This is a genomic window from Actinomadura sp. NPDC048394 (assembly GCF_040651755.1).
Taxonomy (GTDB): Bacteria; Actinomycetota; Actinomycetes; order Streptosporangiales; family Streptosporangiaceae; genus Spirillospora; species Spirillospora montaniterrae.
Genome location: NZ_JBEZJL010000021.1, coordinates 110,106 through 126,533 on the forward strand (window position 1 = coordinate 110,106; position 16,428 = coordinate 126,533).

The 16,428-nt window shown below is 67.2% G+C and carries 14 protein-coding genes; 2 read left to right on the forward strand and 12 right to left on the reverse strand.

Annotated features, from left to right (window positions below):
- Nucleotides 1-3: 3 nt before the first annotated feature.
- The 11 genes from AB0C78_RS17415 to AB0C78_RS17465 all read right to left on the reverse strand — a co-directional run bounded on the left by AB0C78_RS17415 (nt 4) and on the right by AB0C78_RS17465 (nt 12,646).
- The gene (locus AB0C78_RS17415) at nt 4-891 is read right to left on the reverse strand and encodes a hypothetical protein (protein ID WP_360748469.1); all 888 of its coding nucleotides are present in this window, start codon (nt 889-891) and stop codon (nt 4-6) included.
- Nucleotides 888-2,864, reverse strand: a complete 1,977-nt coding sequence (locus AB0C78_RS17420; protein WP_360748472.1) for a toprim domain-containing protein — start codon at nt 2,862-2,864, stop codon at nt 888-890. Before AB0C78_RS17420 ends, AB0C78_RS17415 begins: the two co-directional genes overlap by 4 nt.
- Entirely contained in the window at nt 2,864-3,805 is a 942-nt protein-coding gene (locus tag AB0C78_RS17425) for a DUF2637 domain-containing protein (protein WP_360748475.1), read from the reverse strand. Before AB0C78_RS17425 ends, AB0C78_RS17420 begins: the two co-directional genes overlap by 1 nt.
- Nucleotides 3,802-3,999 carry a hypothetical protein gene (locus AB0C78_RS17430; protein ID WP_360748478.1) on the reverse strand — a complete coding sequence of 66 codons (198 nt, stop codon included), beginning with the start codon at nt 3,997-3,999 and terminating at the stop codon, nt 3,802-3,804. Before AB0C78_RS17430 ends, AB0C78_RS17425 begins: the two co-directional genes overlap by 4 nt.
- 235 nt (nt 4,000-4,234) lie before the next feature.
- Complete coding sequence (locus tag AB0C78_RS17435) at nt 4,235-6,016, reverse strand: hypothetical protein (protein ID WP_360748481.1); 1,782 nt, start codon at nt 6,014-6,016, stop codon at nt 4,235-4,237.
- Between the two features lie 16 nt (nt 6,017-6,032).
- Nucleotides 6,033-6,365 carry a hypothetical protein gene (locus tag AB0C78_RS17440; protein ID WP_360748484.1) on the reverse strand — a complete coding sequence of 111 codons (333 nt, stop codon included), beginning with the start codon at nt 6,363-6,365 and terminating at the stop codon, nt 6,033-6,035.
- A 366-nt stretch (nt 6,366-6,731) separates the two neighbouring features.
- Nucleotides 6,732-7,298, reverse strand: a complete 567-nt coding sequence (locus AB0C78_RS17445; protein ID WP_360748486.1) for a hypothetical protein — start codon at nt 7,296-7,298, stop codon at nt 6,732-6,734.
- Between the two features lie 253 nt (nt 7,299-7,551).
- Entirely contained in the window at nt 7,552-8,553 is a 1,002-nt protein-coding gene (locus AB0C78_RS17450; protein ID WP_360748489.1) for a hypothetical protein, read from the reverse strand.
- Between the two features lie 36 nt (nt 8,554-8,589).
- Nucleotides 8,590-9,834, reverse strand: a complete 1,245-nt coding sequence (locus tag AB0C78_RS17455; protein WP_360748492.1) for an MFS transporter — start codon at nt 9,832-9,834, stop codon at nt 8,590-8,592.
- Nucleotides 9,831-11,630, reverse strand: a complete 1,800-nt coding sequence (locus tag AB0C78_RS17460; RefSeq protein ID WP_360748495.1) for a S9 family peptidase — start codon at nt 11,628-11,630, stop codon at nt 9,831-9,833. Before AB0C78_RS17460 ends, AB0C78_RS17455 begins: the two co-directional genes overlap by 4 nt.
- Before the next feature lie 23 nt (nt 11,631-11,653).
- Nucleotides 11,654-12,646 (reverse strand): helix-turn-helix transcriptional regulator, encoded by a 993-nt coding sequence (locus tag AB0C78_RS17465; protein WP_360748498.1) that lies wholly within the window; start codon nt 12,644-12,646, stop codon nt 11,654-11,656.
- Nucleotides 12,647-12,923: 277 nt separating this feature from the next.
- Between AB0C78_RS17465 and AB0C78_RS17470 the strand changes: the two genes are divergently transcribed.
- Nucleotides 12,924-13,532 (forward strand): hypothetical protein, encoded by a 609-nt coding sequence (locus AB0C78_RS17470; protein WP_360748501.1) that lies wholly within the window; start codon nt 12,924-12,926, stop codon nt 13,530-13,532.
- Nucleotides 13,533-14,316: 784 nt separating this feature from the next.
- Here AB0C78_RS17470 and AB0C78_RS17475 read toward each other — a convergent pair.
- A complete protein-coding gene (locus tag AB0C78_RS17475; protein ID WP_360748504.1) occupies nt 14,317-15,021 on the reverse strand; it encodes a TetR/AcrR family transcriptional regulator in 705 nt (234 codons plus the stop codon).
- 54 nt (nt 15,022-15,075) lie between these two features.
- Here AB0C78_RS17475 and AB0C78_RS17480 point away from each other — a divergent pair, with 54 nt between their 5' ends.
- On the forward strand, nt 15,076-16,380 hold the full coding sequence (locus AB0C78_RS17480) for a hypothetical protein (protein WP_360748507.1): 1,305 nt from the start codon (nt 15,076-15,078) through the stop codon (nt 16,378-16,380).
- The last annotated feature ends 48 nt before the right edge of the window (nt 16,381-16,428 follow it).

A 16,428-nucleotide genomic window follows, 5' to 3' on the forward strand; every position in this document is an offset into this window, starting at 1 on the left:
CGGTCAGAGGTTGCGTCGGCGGTTCCGGTCGGGAGCCTGCGTGGTCGGCCGGTGGGCGGCTGCTGTCTCGAAGGGGCGGCTCGCGCTCATCTCCAGTGCCTCGTCGATCGAGAGCGGGAAGTCTTCGGCCGCTCGTTCCACGTCCGCTCCCCTGCCGGGGTTGGTTTGCCGGGTCATCGGGACGGCTTTGGCGATGACGTCTTCGGGCAGATTGGTCGTGATTTCCAGGACCGTACGCAGCTCCTCAGGGTTGGGTGTGCGCCCATCGCTCTGGAACCTGGCTCTGAGCCGGTCTGCGAGTTGGGTCGCACGCTGCTCCTGGCGGGCCCGTTCCCATTCACTGCGGTCAGGGCCGTGGAGCCGCGTCGTCCACTCTGCGCCGGTGCCTTCCGAGAGTTCTTCGCGGCGGGGCGCTGGGTCCCCAGTGCGGACGTTGGGGTCGCGGCTGAAGAAGGGGGCGGCCAGCGTCATGGCTTCGAGCGGTTGCCTGCCTTGACTGCGGTGCCGGTCGTAGTGGCTCATCGCGTGCGGGTGCAGGTCGCGGAGGCGCTCCTCGCACTTGCCGAGGGCACGGGCCGCGGACTCGTTGGTCGGGGCGTAGAGCACTGCGGCGCCCCATACTTCCGCGACATCCAGTAGCTTCGCCTCGCGAAGCCACTTGCGGTCGTGGGCGCGCGACCAGCGTGCTCGGGCCTCGGCCAATGCCGTCCGCTCAGCGTGCTCTTCGGCTCGACGGACGGCTTCGTCCTGGACCCGCCGGACGAGCTCTAACCGGTGCCTTCGATGTGCGAGGGCCTGTTGTGCCCCGACCACGACGGAGACGATCTGGACGAGTCGTTGCCCGCCGTGCTGGAGTCCTTCTGCGATCGGGTCAGGGTGCTGCTGGTTCATGCTGTTCTCCGGTGAGTGCGTTTGTGGGCTGCCGTGCGTGAGGCGAGTCGGCTGGGAGGATCTTGCTGTTCCGGGCTGGCGAGCGGGGGTAATGAGACGTCCCGGCTCGGGTCCGGGCTGATCGCCGCGGTGACGAGAGCTGTGACTTCGGCCGGCTCCATGCCGGTGCGGTCTGCGACTCGCGTGACCTGTCGTGCGATGTGGCGGGGCGGGAGCTCGGCGATGAGGGCGGCAGCGGCTTGCGCTGCGGCCAGTCGGGTCTCGGCGAACTCCAGGGCTCCGAACCTCTGTATTCTCTCATCTATCAGCAGGTCAGAGAGCGGTATCGCAGAGAGTAACGCTTCGGAGACAGCTGATTGTCCTGGCGGCGAGAGGATCTCGGCTGGGTCCTGGCCCTGCGGAAGCACGGCCACCTCGACCGGTCCGGTGATACGACGCACGGCCTTCCACGCTCGGAGCGCTCCTGCCCGCCCTGCTGGATCGCCATCGAGCGCGATGACCAGGCCGGCGGATTCGAGGTCGGCGTGGACGGCGATCGCCTCGACCTGTTCGGCCGTGACCGCCGTGCCGCAGGTGGCGACCGCGACGTACACCTCCGGCATGGCTACACCGACCGCGATTGCGTCAAGCGGCCCTTCGACCAGGAGGGGGCGTGCACGACCTGCGAGCCGACCACGCCCCTCGTGGAGGCCGAAGAGAACCGCGCTCTTGTGGAAGAGGGCTGTCTCGGGCGTGTTGAGGTACTTCGGGCCGCCGACACCGTCACGCCGCCGACCGATGAAGCCGACGATCGCGCCGTCCAGATCCCGGAAAGGGAACAGAACTCGCTCGCGAAACAGATCGGAGAGATCCCCGCCTTCTCTCTGTTTCGCGAGGCCCGCTTCGATCAGTGTCCGATCGAGATGTCCCAGCTCACGGAGATGCCGAACTAGCGCATCGCGGGATCGAGGTGAGAGACCGATCTCCCACTGCTCCTGGACGTCCGTGCTGAAGCCACGATCTGCCAGGTAGCGGGCGCCCCAGCTTCCCGGCAGATTCCGACGGTAGAAGCGGTGCGCCTCGGCGAGTGCAGCCCGGAGAGGCGACACGGAATCGCCTTGTGCCCGCGGAGCGGTCTTGGCTTTCGGCGCAGTTGGACGGTGAGCTTGCTGGTTGGCGGGCTCCGTCGACGACGCTGTTGCCTCGGCAGAGTTGCCCAGCCTGCGCAGGAGCTGCCCACTCGTGTGGGTGATCCGTCCTCCGATCGCGCGGACGGCGCCGGCTGAATCCGTCCGGACGTCCGTTCCCGCCCATCGCCGCGGAGGCGGGAACGACAGGTGAGAGGCATCCAACCCGAGGCTGGTCAGGACGATGTACGCGACAGAATCCGCCACCACCCGCCGGACGCCATGGCAGGAGGCGGAATCCATGGTGATGGTGTCATCGGATCCGCCCGCCCCGACCGCGTGGGCGAGTTGGTGCGCAAGCAGGGTCGCTGCCGTCGTGTCATCGAGTTCGGGCGCGACCTGGACGCGTCGGTCGGGACGCCCGAGATAGGTCCACCCCTGACCGCGGTCCACGTAGAGACCGAAGTCGGCGGCGAGCAGAGAGAGACGCCGCAAGCCCTCGGACGGGCTGCACCGCGCCTTCTCGACCATCTCGCCATCGGTCTGTTCGATGTCGAAGACCGTGCGGGGTCTGCCGGACGTCGACATGATCCGGATTCCGGTCTCGCCGCGCCGGACCTGCCGTTGCTGCTCCTGCCATGCGTCGTATGGGCGGACGTCGGTCGCCGAGGGGCGCTGAGCCGGTATGAGGAGGGTGTTGGTGAATCCGAGCCGTCCATGACGGCCGGCGTGCTCCAGCCAGGCGTCCCAGTGCATACGTCCGTCGGCAAGCCGCTCAACCATGTGGTCGGCGAGTCCGCGGAGGAAAGCGAGTCGACGTTCCGATGCTTCCGTTTGCGCGAGCTGGTCGTCGTCGGATGGGCTCATCACGGCGACTCCCGTCTGGCCGCCTCTTCACGGACGGTGGCGATCATCTGCGTGAGCTTGCCGTTGGCGATCGTGTAGCCGGCCTTACGCAGGCGTCGGCCGAGCCGGTCCCGGCCGAGTTGGACGCCTTCTCGCTCCAGTTCGCGGTGTAACTCCCGCGCGATCGCCATCAGTTCCTCGTCCTGACGCTTGTCGTCGGTGAGGTCGCCTTCGTTCGGGTCATTCGCCGTGGGCTGGGCGGCGAGGCGCTTGAGGGCGAGCCGATCGGCCAGCGGCGCGTGCCATCGCCACGACCATCTGCCGTAGTCGTCCTGGAGCTTCGAGACGGCCATCAGGTGCTGGTGCTCCAGTTCCAGCCCCTGTCGGTATTCGGTGACGTGCCAGAGAACCATGCGGCGCCAGAGCAGCAGGCTGGAGATCGGTGCGAGAACCCAGCGCGCCGCGGGGACCCGTTCCACCCGGTCAGGGGACATCAACCCGACCCATCGGCGGATCAGGTGCCGGACCCCTTCGACGACCGTGATGAACAGGACCGGCATGGCCGCGTGCATGACGCTTCCGGCGAGGTCTCCGCGCGCGGCGGCCACGTTCACCAGGACGGTGGCCGCGATGTAGATCCAGGCGACCCAGCGCAGCACCGGCCAGGGCAGGTCGAGGTACTCCATGAGCAGGTCCCAGAGCAGAAGGATCACTATCCCGAGGTCCATGCCGACCGGGACGATCCACGCGAGCCCTCGGAAGTGCGGCTCGGCCATCTGCCGGATCGTGGTGTAAGAACCGAGGCCGCCGAGCACGGCCAGCGTCACGATCAGCGGTGCGACTCCGGCGATCCCCCACTGGACGACTCCGGCCGCCGGAGTTCGCGAACTCGGCGGCGCCGGCCTCCCGGCCTTGGCACCGTTTCCTTCGGCCATTGCTTGGAGTTGCTGAGTCGGGTTCACCGGCGGCGCCTCTGGACCATCCAGACGAGCAGCCGCGCGACGTACCGTGCCTCGTTCGTCGTTCCGAGCAGCCGGCCGTGTGCGGTGACGTAGGCGTAGGTTCCTTCGGCTCCCGCGCACAGGACCGTCTCCGACCAGCCGTCGTGTCGGATGTGGAGCCGCCAGCGCCCGTTGCGCGGTTTGCGGGCGCGCACGCAGGCCCCGATCCGCTTCAGCTCCCAGTGAAGCCGGAGGAGGCGAGCACGCCGTTCCTCGAGTTCAGTCTGTGTGGGCGCCGTTACCTGCATCTTCATGGTCCCCCCGAGTCTTGCCAGTTGAAGACCTCAACAGGTCATCAACTAAAGTCCGTGATCAACAAGATGAATCACGCAGGGATGGTCGTCAATCAAAGTAGATGTTCGGCGTGTTGGTGCTTTAGAGACAACACGGTCAACGACTTCGGCGCGGCCCTCTCCCGGGATTCGGTGCGTTCGAAGCCGGACCGGCTGCAGGCCCGTTGGTCATGGGTGCCCAGGGGTTGGGAAAGGCGGCCATCGCCAGCTGAGCCTGGGAAGGCCGCACGGGCTCGGCGGCCTGTGACCCACGATGACCGCCGGCCGCGATCCTTGCCCGGACGAGGTGTCGGTTAGCGAGGCGTGCCGCGTCGGCCTGGGCCTGGCGTTGCTGGAGTCGGCGGATCTCGGCAACTGTCTCCAGCAGTGAGATGAGGCGACTGACCAGCAAGAGGATGGAAACGGTGGTGCGGTTCTGGACTCCGCCCAGCCTGAGGAGACCGGCCGCGGCGCGCAACGCGCCTCCTGCGGAACTGGGCCGCGGGACGCTTCCATACGGGGCGCGGGCTGCGCGGTCGTAGACATCGGCAGCCTGGAGGAGGTCGGTGTTGCCGGTGACTTTGGCGGCGACACGCAGGGCGTCGGATGCAGCCCAGCAGGCGTCTTCGGCGGCATAAGGATTGATGGCCATGTACCGCCGGATCTCGGCCGTGGCATACGCGGCCGCCCGAGCGGCGTCGTCATAGAACGCCTGACGCTCCTCGGCCGTCAGTTCGTCTTCCGGCCGGCCGATATCGCCGCCTGAAGCATTCCACCGCTGCTGGAGGCGAGGGAGCGTGTAGGCGGCGCCGAGATGGCCGCCGGCGTACCAGACAGGTTCCTCGACACTGGGCAGAGCGACTGCATATCCGGTCACCTGATCCGGTTCGAGCCGGCTGAATCGGCATCGGACGAGCAGCCCCTGTTCTTCCAGCGCGTGGACGAAGTTGTCCGTTGTCCGGACGCTGTCCGCCGCGCGGCGGACGGCCGTCCGCAAAACGGCGAGTGCCGTCCGCTCCGAGACATGCCGTCCGCCGAGCGGACGAGCCGCACCATCCGCACCCCAGCGAAGCCGCAGCTTCGGCAGCGTGAGATCGCCGGCCAGCTTCCCGCCGCCGAACCACACCGGCTGCCCGGACGAAGCCAGGTCATCGGGCAGAGCGACTGCATAGCCGGTGACCTGATCGGCGAACCGAGTGCTGTACCGCTTGCGGACCAAAACGCCTTCCGCCTCGAGGGCGGCGAAGAAATCGGCTTCGGTCCGTGCGCCCGCCGCCGCGGCGGCGACCTGCCGCCACAGCGTCACCCGCACCGGCTCCTCGCGGCCCGATCGCGCGGCCTTCTCGGCCTCGGCACGCTTGGGCCGCCGCGCCGCCGTCCGGTCCGCCGGGGCCGTGGACCGCAGCCCCCAACGCCGCTCGATCGCCCGGCAGGCATCCCGAACCCGGTACCCGTCGTTCCACACATCCGGACGGACACCATCGATACGAGCCAGCGTCGCGACCACATGGATGTGGTCCTCGCCGTGCCGGACGGCGATCCACCGGACGGCGTCATCGTCCCCATCGGCCGCCAGCCCGGTCCGAGCCATCATCTCTTTCGCGATCTCGGCCCACTGGTGATCGTCCAGGATCGGGTCCTCTGGCGCCGCGCGGAGCGCCAGATGCCACACCGGTTTGCGGTAGTTGCGCTCGCCCAGCAGAGCGAGCGGCTGGGACAGCAGCCCGTCCAGCCGCCGGAAGTCCCGGCTACCGTCTGCCCTCATAGGGGGCTCCAACTCGTCCGGCTCGTCGAAGCCCGCCACGATGCGCGGGTCGTGATGCTCTCCCACCCGCCCGGGGCCGTACAGGTACCGGATCAAGCCTTCGACCCGCTTTCCCCGAAGGATCTTGCCGATCAATCGGCGACTTCCGCCGTCACGGCAGGCATCGGCGCACCTCTTGGGCCAGGGCATCGAGGTTGCTGGTCGCTCGCGCAGCGACCTCGGCATACCGCTGGAGCTGCGGCGGCGGCTCCCCCGCATTCGATGCGGCCACGGCCTGATTGAGGTTCACCCCGATCCGCCGCACCTGCTGAGCCGCGTGCATCACCGTCGCCAGCGCCTCCCGCAACAACGCATACTGCGGGAGCGCGCTGCCACGAGCTGCGGCCAGCACTGCCTGCGCCGCATAGGCACCGACCGCCAGCCGCTCCCCCGCTGCCGCTGCCCGCACCAGCGCATGCTCCTCATCCGACAACGAGAACCGCACCGACCGTTCCCGACGCGGACTGCGATGCGCACGCCGATTCAACGGCGCCGGCCCGCTGCTCTTCTCGACTACCGTTCCCACCCCCACGGATCGCGCTCGATCCGACTGCTTCGTGCTGGACCGCGCCCGGTCCAGCAACCAATAAGTGCACGAACTCCATATCTTGCCCCTGCGCCGGCCCGGGCCTCGGGAATGGCGCGGCGGTCAGATCCCGCACCGACGGATTCCGCGCCGCCGTTTACCGGGGGCCGGTGCGTGGCGTCATCGACGGAGCGGGACAGCCCCGCCTGATCGAGATCCGTGCTCAGTCTCCGTCTCGCTCGGCGAGGAGACCGAGCACGGATCGAGAGGCTCAGCGACCTTGGGCTACATCTCGCGACGAGGAGGCGGTGGCTTGGGAGCCCGGCGAGGGCCGTCGGCGGTGGGTGGTGCTGAGCCGGGATCGGACAGTACATCGCTGATGCCGCGCGGGAAGTCCTTGGCGGCCGACTGGACGTCGGTGGCCGCTGTTCTGGCCTGTTCGTCCAGCGGCGTTTCGGTTTCCGCGTGGTCTGGGGAGGTGGCTTCCGTGCCGTGAATGACGGTGAGCGCTCCTTGGGCGCGTCGGAATGACTCGGCGAGGTCCATGGACTGCTCGGTGGCCCTGATCAGTGCATCGTGCGCCTTCAAGACGGACGGGAGTGGGTCGTCGCCGCGCTCGTGCTGCAGCCGACCGGCGTCGAGGGCGCCGTCGAGGAAGACGTCCAAGTGCTCGGAGAGCTTGACGAAGCGGTATGCGGTCTGGGCCAGATTGCCCAAGATCGTGCGGGCGGCTTCCGGACGAGTGAGCCCGGGCGGGTCCTGGATCAGCCGTATGAGCGCTCGAGCACGCTCATGCAGCTCGCCGGCAAGGAGTTCGGTGCGCTCGTCTGCGGGAGTCTCGTGATCGGCCATGAAGGGATGTCCTCCGGTTGGTTGTGGATCGAGTCATGCAGACTTCCTCTCGTTCAGTGATGGGTAGAGCGTCTGCAACGCCTTATAGGCGTCTAAGAACGTTTGCGCTCCATCATGAGGGACGCAAAGCTTGACCGCCAGCAAGCCGGGCGGCGTGCCGCGAAAATCAAAAACTAGGCAAAGTGGACATATGCGGGCGATGACGCGGCGATTCGAATAAGAACCAGGCTTACCCGGCGAATAGCGGCAGACGCTAATCAACCAGCCCTCGATGGACGGCTTCGGCACCGATTTGAAAGCGGGTTTTCACCCCAAAACCGTCCCGAATGCTCGCTATCCGCCGCCGGACAGTGGTGACGCTCATCCCTACCTGCTCCGAGACGGCTTCATCGGTCAGCCCGAGCACCAGGAGTCGCAAGATCGTCAACTGCTCATGGGAGATGCCTTCGGCATCGCACACGGGTGCCGCAAACGGAACCGCACGGTCCCACAGAAGTTCGAAGTACTCCCGTAGAGCCCCGACGATCACAGAGGACTGGATCAGCAGCGTGCTCGATGAGGTGGAGAAGGTCAACGGGATCAGTGCAGCGGCTTCATCCGCGATCTTCATACCCATCGAAACTTTCGACAGGAGTCGCACCTCCCCACCACAGTCGACGATGCTCTGCAGCCCGGCTCGCCTCGCCTGCGTCTCAGCGTTCTTCGCCTCGTAGATGGCCTTCATCTTGGCACCGGTCGATGACCAGGCTGGGCTGGCGTCTTCGACCGGCGTCAGGGCGAAATCGTCGGACTCATGCAGGTCCAGCGTCAGCCAGTCACGCTGGGCGGAGCGCATCAAAGTCTCCGTCAGCGCATCCGTCTCGTCCGCGTCGGTCACGATGCGGACGAGTTGTTCTATTGCAGGGGCTGTGGTTGATTCAGCATCCAGTAGTGCTTGACTCATGCGCTGCTGACCTATCAGCAAACGTTCGTGATCGGCGACGGCCTCATGCGCGAGGGTCGCCAATCCATGCTGCAGGACCACGTCGACCGAGCTGGCAGCCACCCACCAAATTCCGTCCCGGTCACTTTCTTCACAGTGGGCCATATTGGCGGCGACCAGCGCTTCTACGTTCTGGATACCGCCGAGTCGCTGAGCGGCTTCCTGGAGGGGGCAACTACCGGTCTTCAGTAGCTGCAGGTAGAGGGCCAGGAGGTTTTGGGGAACGATTCCTTCTAGCAGTCGCCTTGCGATGACCTCGGGGGCGCGAGCCACCAACTCTCCTTTGCGAGGATAAAGCCTTGTTTGTGGTCAGCTCGCCAGGGATCTCCGAAGGGAGACCCGAGTGCGTGGGGCTGCGGCGAGAGTGAGCAAGGTTGTGGCCGTCGCGGCGAGCACCACGGCGCCCGCTCCGATCACGACGTGCTGTGCTCCCGCCATGGCCGCCAGCGGCCCGGATACGAGCATGGCGATCGGCATCAGCGCGTAGCTCGCGACCATGTTCCAGCTGTTGACGCGGACCAGCACCTCGGCGGGGAAGCTGTTCTGCAGGGCAGTCGTCCACAAGACGTAGTAGACGGCTTGGGACACTCCAGGAATCGTCGCGACGATCGCGATGAGCTGCCACGACGCTCCACTTCCCATCGCGAACATGGGAAGCGACACCGCGATCGGCAAGCCCGCGGCCAGGATGGTCCGGGTGGGTCTCCAGCGCGCGCCGATGAGAGCGCCCAGCAGTCCTCCGAGAGGCTCGCTTGCTCGGATGACGCCCCAGGCCTGCGCGCCGCCGTGTCCACCGAGCATGTAGAGGGGACCTGCGATCTCGATGTAGCAGACAATGGCGGTGGTGACCGCCGTGTACTGCAGGGTCATGATCCAGACCCATGGACGAGTACTGAATGCGCGCCACCCTTCGCCCAGGTCCCGCAGCGGCTTCGCGTTGCCCCGTTGTAGCCGCCCGGTGGAGAGCCGGCTGAGCAGCAGGGCGCTGAAACCGCAGAGGACTCCTCTGGTCGACGCTGCCCAGGCAGGGCCGATTACGGTGACGACCAGGCCTGAGGTGACGAGCCCGACGAGCAAGCCGATGGACTGCGTCTGGCTGATGAGTGCGTTGCCCGCTGGACGGTCCGATGGCTTCAGCAGATCGGCGACCGCACCGGGAAGCGTGGGCAGGTACAGGGCGGTTGCGGTTCCGCCGAGGGCGGCGAGCGCGCAGAGCAGTGGTAGCGGCGTGCCGCGTGCAGATAGCGCGACGCCGACCGTCACCCACGCTGCACAGGCCAGAGCGTCGGCGCCTGCAAGGACCTGGTGCCGGCGGAAGCGGTCTCCGGCGATGCCCCCGCAGATCATGAGCAGGGCGGGGAAGGCGTTGCTGGCCAGGACGAGAGACAGGCCGCCGGCGCCGTAGCCCTCCTTCTTGACACCCCAGATCAGCGCGAACTGCCCGAAGCCGATGCTGGAGCTGGACATCAGCCGGGAGGCGAACAAGACGGCGACGGAGTGGTCCCGCAGCAGGCGGAGTGGAGCCGCGATTTCGGGGATGGTCGGCTTCCTCATGGCGCGTCGTTGAGGTGCTCGAGGAGGAACTGCGCGATGTCTCCGTAGGCTTTGAGTTCGTTCTCGCGGCTGGTGAAGCCGTGGCCTTCGTCGGGATAGATGTCGTAGCGCACCTGAACGCCGCGTTCGCGCAGCCGGTCGACGATCTGGTCGGACTCGTTCCGCGGGACACGGGGGTCTCGGGCGCCTTGGACGATGAGCAGCGGCGCGGTGATGGCGTCGGCGTAGGTGATCGGGGAACGCCGGGTGAGGTGGTCGGCGTCGGTGTCGGGGTCGCCGAGCACGGCGGCGACCATGGTCTTCCAGGTGGGCGGGCAGGCTTGGGCGAGCGTGACGAGGTTGGTGGGGCCGCAGAAGGAGACGCCCGCCGCCCACTTGTAGGGAAGGCGGGACAGACAGGACAGGGTGGCGAATCCCCCGTAGGAGCCGCCCATCACGGCGATGCGGTCGGCATCGAGCTCGGATGTGACCTGGATGTGGCGGACGGCGTGGTCGAGGTCTTCCAGATCGACTCCGCCCCAGTCCCGGTAGATGAGCTTCTGGTAGCTGAGCCCGTATCCGGTGGAGCCGGCGATGTTGGGAGCGAAGATCGCGATGCCTTGACCGAGCAGGTATTGGTAGAGCCCCGAGTAGGCGTACTCGGGACGTTCCTGGGCTTCGGGTCCGCCGTGGATTGATAGCAGAACGGGGTGGGGGCCGGGCGTGTGCGGCCGGTACACCAGCGTGTGCACCCGGCGTCCGTCCGCTGAGGAGTAGGTGATCAGTTCCGGATCCACCGGTGTGACGACATGCATCGCCGGCGGGCGGGTGTCGGTGAGGTATCGGAAGCCGCCGACGGTGTCGAGCACTCCGATCTCACTGGGCCTGATGGCAGAGTCGATCTCCAGGACGATCTGCCGGCCGTCGGGCGTGATGACGAACGTGTCGATGACTCCCTGGGGAGTCTCTGGGAGAGCCACCGGGACACCCTTCTTGGTGGCGTGCAGTACGGAGCGTCCGCCCTGGTTGGAAGACCACACCAGGGTGTCACCAGCAGCTTCGAGGAGTTCAACGTCCCACTCGTCTTCGGTGATGCGGGCCAGGTCGGCATCGCGTAGGGAGTAGCGGCCGATCGAGGTGAACTCTCCCCACACGTCCGTGCAGACGTAGAAGGCGCTGGAGTCCGGCTCCCACGGACCGAGGACGAACAGCGCCGCACCATGCTCGGCGGTAACGCAGCGCGGGTCGGCGCCGGAGTCGGTGAGATCGACGAGGTAGGCGGCGACGTCGGTGTTGGAGCGCACGCCGGCCACCAGCAGCCACCGTCCATCGGGCGACGGCCGTGCCGGCGTGAAGATCACCCCATCGGGAGGGACGATGCGACGCTCGGTCCCCCCGGCCAGATCTCGGATCACGACGTCCTGGACAGTGCGGTCACGGTCGTTGGCGCCATAGAACAGGTAACGGCCTTCATCGCCGAAAGGAGCATCGGCCAGAACACGCTGGCAATCCGGCCCAGAGCTGATCTCCTCAGGCTCTCCTCCCTCGAGAGAGACCTGGTAGATCCGGTATTGCTCGTCGCCGTTGTGGTCAGCGGTGAAGAAGAGCTTGCTGCCATCGGGCATCCACGCGATCTGCCAGACGGCCCGATCCTGCAGGTTCGTCACCCGGCGGGCCTTGCCTCCGGCAATCGGGATCGTCCACAGATCGAAGGCTCCGCCGGCGTTGCTCGAGTAGGCGACGGTCGTCCCGTCCGGTGACAGCGCCAGGCACTGGCGGAACCGCTCAACGGGTACGAAATCGAGGAAGTCGGGCATCATCGCTCCAGATAGCGAGGTGGTCAGACCCAGCCGCGGCGGGCCGCGGCGGCGCCGGTCGCGACTCGATTGGCGGTGCCGAGATGTCTGCGGATGATGGTCACGTGGCGTTCGACGCGCGTCTTGTTCGAACCCAGGCGACGCGCGATGCTCGCATCGGTCAACCCATCGGCGAGCAGTGTCAGGATGTCCCGCTGAACCGGAGTGAGCAGCATCTCGGGTTCCTCGGCACCGAGCGGGACCGCACGCTCCCACAACAACTCGAAGTACTCGCGCAGCGCCCCGACGATGACCGGCGAACGCACCAGAAGGGCACAGGGCAGGCCGGTCGGTGTCAGAGGAAGCAACGCGACCGATGCGTCCACCAGCTTCATCTTCATGCCGATATTCGGTACAACCCTGGCTTCCTCCCCCGCTTCGGCGTTCATCTGAACGATCTTGTTGCCGACGGGATGCTCGACGCAGGACGCCTGGTAGATGGTCCGGCAGCGGACATCGCCGTCGAAGACCGGTAGCGGCGGCATGCCGGCCAGCTCCTCCAAGGGCCGCTCCATCGCGAAGTTCTCCAGGGTCAGCCAGTCGCGCCGGGCGGTGCTGAGCAGTGAGCGGGAGGTGTCCCCGATCTCGGTCCGGTCGGTCAAGACACGCACCAGCCGATCGGCCTCTGCCTGCATGACCTCAGGAAAAGGATGCGCATCGGTCATCCGGCGCTGTCCGTCCAGCAGACGTTGGTGGACGGTCACCAGCTTCCGTGTCAGCGCCGCGAGCGCTCCTTGCAGCGCGAGCTCGGGAGCCGTGGCGACCAGCCGCGGAGACGTCGCCAGCCCGGACGGCATCACGTACGCCATCCCCGCCTCGGTCAACGCATCCACGGTCTCCTGTCCGCCGAGTACTTCAGCCGCCTCGGTACTCGGGCAGCCGTCTTGGGCCAACAACCGCCTATAGGCGGTGAGCAGCTCCTCGGATACGACCCCCTGCAGAAGCCTTGCCGCAGCATCCTCGTCCTCCGCGCCCACCGTCACCTCCGGCGACAGAGAGTAGCGGCACAGTTGGCGTCCGTCACCGTGGTTGGGCTGAGCGTTTCCCCGCAATGACGGGAAGTCGCCACCCTCATTCCCCAGGGGCAGCGCGCGGCTCCCGGCTCGCCGTGGCATGGCCGCTCGCGCATGCTGAGCAGCACACCACGGTCCTTCCACGCTGATCACTTACCAGCACGGCGCGTTTCGATCAGCGCCTTGACCAGGCGTGACCGGTTTCATCAACGCACCGAACACCGATCTGCCTGGAGGTCACGTGAACCGCATGCTCAAGCCTCTCCCTCGCCGCCTCACCAACCGCCTTCACCGGGTGACCCGGCGACTTCACCCAGAGCCCTCGACAGGGACAGCGGTCCGTCCTCTGCTTGCCCGCGCCTTCACCTACCCGCAAGGAACCGGACTCCTCGGCCCCGGAACCGACGGGTTGCTCCGCGCGGCCCTCGTCGACGCATTCACTCGCGACACCGAATCCGCCGAGGTCCTCATCACGCACACCCTCCTGGAAGACCTGCTCGGCGAAGACGCCCACCAGGTGACGTTCGGCCAGCTCGGGTCATCCCTGCGCCTGGTCGAAGCCCTCGAGGACGCCATCGAGCATCTGGAGGAACGGGCGCTTTGGGAGGTCACGGGGCAATCAGCGAAGCCGCTGCCCACCCTGTGGCTGGCCGTCCCCGGCCCGGACTCCGACGTCGTTCACCGCACGCTGACCACGCTGGCCGGCCTGGACATCGTCGCGCTTTTCAAAGGCCCATGGCCTTACGGCCCCACCCACCTCATCGACGCCGACGGTCCGAGGCAATTCCCGGCCCTTACCAGCCTCCTATCCGGCCACGAAGCCATCAACAGGCTGAGCGCGGCTCGCTGACCACGAACTACGGCGTGTTGGCCGGGACCCCTTGGCCAACACGCCGCGCCCAGCTGCGGTAAAGAACCGAGCGGTCGTTGCCTCCTCGACCATGTCCGTCCCCACTTCAGGCCACAACATAAAGCCTGCATCTTTACGCCGTAGATCCAAATCTCGCACGTTGGAAGCGGGTTCGAATCCTGCCGGGCGCGCCACCCCTGACCAGCGTGAACACGTGCTTACAACCGTGGATGCACGCCCAATATGTCCGGCCGTTAGCTCGATGTTCGCTCGGATGTCGTTGACCTGTCGTCGGCCGCCACCCAACGATCAGCCCGCACTTGGGCGATCACGCTCGCAGGCCTTCTGGACCAAGAGAGAGCACCCCCCGGTCAGCTAGCTCTTGTCGGTCACACTCCTGGTCCTCGCCGGACTCGGGCCCGGCGTCGGTCAACCGCTGACCATGTCCTTGCTCGCCGAGGCCGCGCCTCCCGGGCTGCACGGACGGACCGTGTCCCTCCACCTGGTCGACAACCGGATCGGCCAGATGGTCCTGTCCAGCGAGGCGGATCTCCTGGCAGCAGGCCTGAGCACCGTCCGCGTGCTCTACGCCACCGGCCTCACGGTCGGCTGGGCCGCCTTCTCGCCCCCGCCCCCCGCAAGCTTCCGATCGACTGCGCCTCATCCTGACCCCCACCAGGAGCACCACATGCAGACCCCCACCGCCGACGCCTACGACCAGTACGGAGGCGCCTTGAGAAGTCCGCTGAGCCTTCAGCCTTCAGGCAGTCGCCCGGCGCGGTCCTCAGCCCAGCGCTTCTGGCTGATCAGGGGAATCGGTGCGCTGTCTTTGTGTCGTCTGTGCGGGGTCGTGGGCAATGCGATCAGGAGACCCCTCGGACGCGATGGGGGCGAGCCGGTCTGCGAGCTGGTCGAAGTAGTGCCGGTACATGCGCTGCAGGTCGATGGCGTCAGGGTCGAACAGCCATTGGGTCTGGACGCCGTCCATGAACGCGATGACCTCGCCGGCGATGAGGTCGGCATCGATGTCCGACCTGACCGCGCCGGTCTTGGCCGCGGCGCGCAGGTGGCGGCTCAATGCCTCGCGGGCGTCATGGAGGCGTGCTCGGAAGTGCTCGAAGGGCACTCCGCCCTCGGCGACGCTCTCCCCGCCGACCACCGCGTCGAAGCGCATCAGCCGGGGGTGTTCGAGCAGGATGCGCGCCAGATCCGCCATGCGGCGAACGGCCTGGACGACATCGTCGCCGGCCACGCGGGCGACGGCATCGGGGTCGATGTCGTCGCGGTAACGCAGTACCCCGGCCAGCAGGGCGGCCTTGGACGAGAAGTGATGCAGGACCCCCGCCTCGGTGAGCCCCACCCGAGCCGCGACCTTGGCCAGGGTGGTGGCGCGGTAGCCCTCGGCGGCGAACGCGTCGAGCGCCGCGTCCAGGATCTGCTCGCGGCGGGCAACGCCGCGAGCCTGCTTCTGCCCCTTTGCGATCGGCACCTTCGAAGGGTACAGCCCTTGACCTACCTAGTAGTAGCTAGGTAATTTCCGCTCATGATTCCCACCCCCCTTCTCCGGCGTATCTGCCTCGTCGGGCTGGTGACGCCCGCACTGGCCTGTGTGCCGCTCGCCGCGGCCGAAGCCACACCGGTCCCCTCACCGACCAGCACGCCGGCCGCGTCCGCGACCTCGGTGGTCGGCTTCTGGGCCGGCGAGGTGACGTCGGCTCCGCAAGGGTCACAGTCGGACGATTCGACCGCCTACTACGATCCCGCCGACCGGAGCGCGTTGACCTCGGCCGTCTGGGACGTGCTGAAGAAGAACCACGTGCCGCTGTACCTGAACATGCGCTACGGCCGTGATTTCGGTCCCGTCCCGGCCGGCGTGCACAGCGACGCGGCGTCCCTGGTCCGCAAGGCGAACGGCCTCGGTGTGCCGGTCATCGCGTGGATCGTGGTGCCGTCGGACAAGGGATACTGGGCCTACGAGGGCAACGCGCCGACGATGACGGACGCGGTCAAGGCATGGGCGTCGTGGAAGAACGCCGAGCGGCTGCGCTTCGCCTCGGTCGCACTCGACCAGGAGTTCTCCTCGCAGAACCTGCGGACCTACACCACCGATCTCACCGGCGGCAAACTCGGCGAGCTCGCGGTGTGGATGAACGGGAACATCGACCCCGCCAAGCAGTGCAAGGCGTTGCGCGACTACCGGGACCTGATCTCCTGGGCACACGACCGCGGCATCGCGGTCACCGCCGCCGAGGCCCCGATGGTCGTCGACGACCTCCACGACGGCAACCTCGCCCTGCAGGACGCGCTGGACATCGCCGGATCCTCACCCGGCTACGACCAGACGTATCTGATGGCCTACCGCAGCGGTGTCGCAGAGTCCGGGGTCGATCCCGGATCGGCCTACGTCTCCTCCTACTACACCGACATGCAGAAGTACTTCGGCAAGGGCGGGCAGGCCAGCCTGGGCGTCGGTGGACAGAAGCCGTACGACACCCTCACTCCGCTGGTCGACGACGTCCGGATGCTCGCCGGACTCGGCGCGAGACAGATCCCGATCTACTCGCTGGAATCGACCGTGGGCAAGTTCGGCGCCGCGGGTCTGCAAACGATCGTCGAGGCGGCCAGCCACCCGATGAAGGGCAGCGAACTCACCGAGGCGACCAAGCCCACCGCACTGTCGGAGGGTTTCCGGGTGCCGAACTACCTCCTGGACGCCACCGCCACCGCGCTCACCTTCACCGCGACCGCGAAACAGGGCCATCTCCAAGGCCCCAACAGCTGGCCCAATGGCTGCGGCGACCTCGCCGCCCGCCCGCTCGCACACCACCAATCCGCAGACGGACAGTAGCCCGGCAGTCCCTATTCATTCCATTACCCCGCTCTCGCGGGTCGGCGA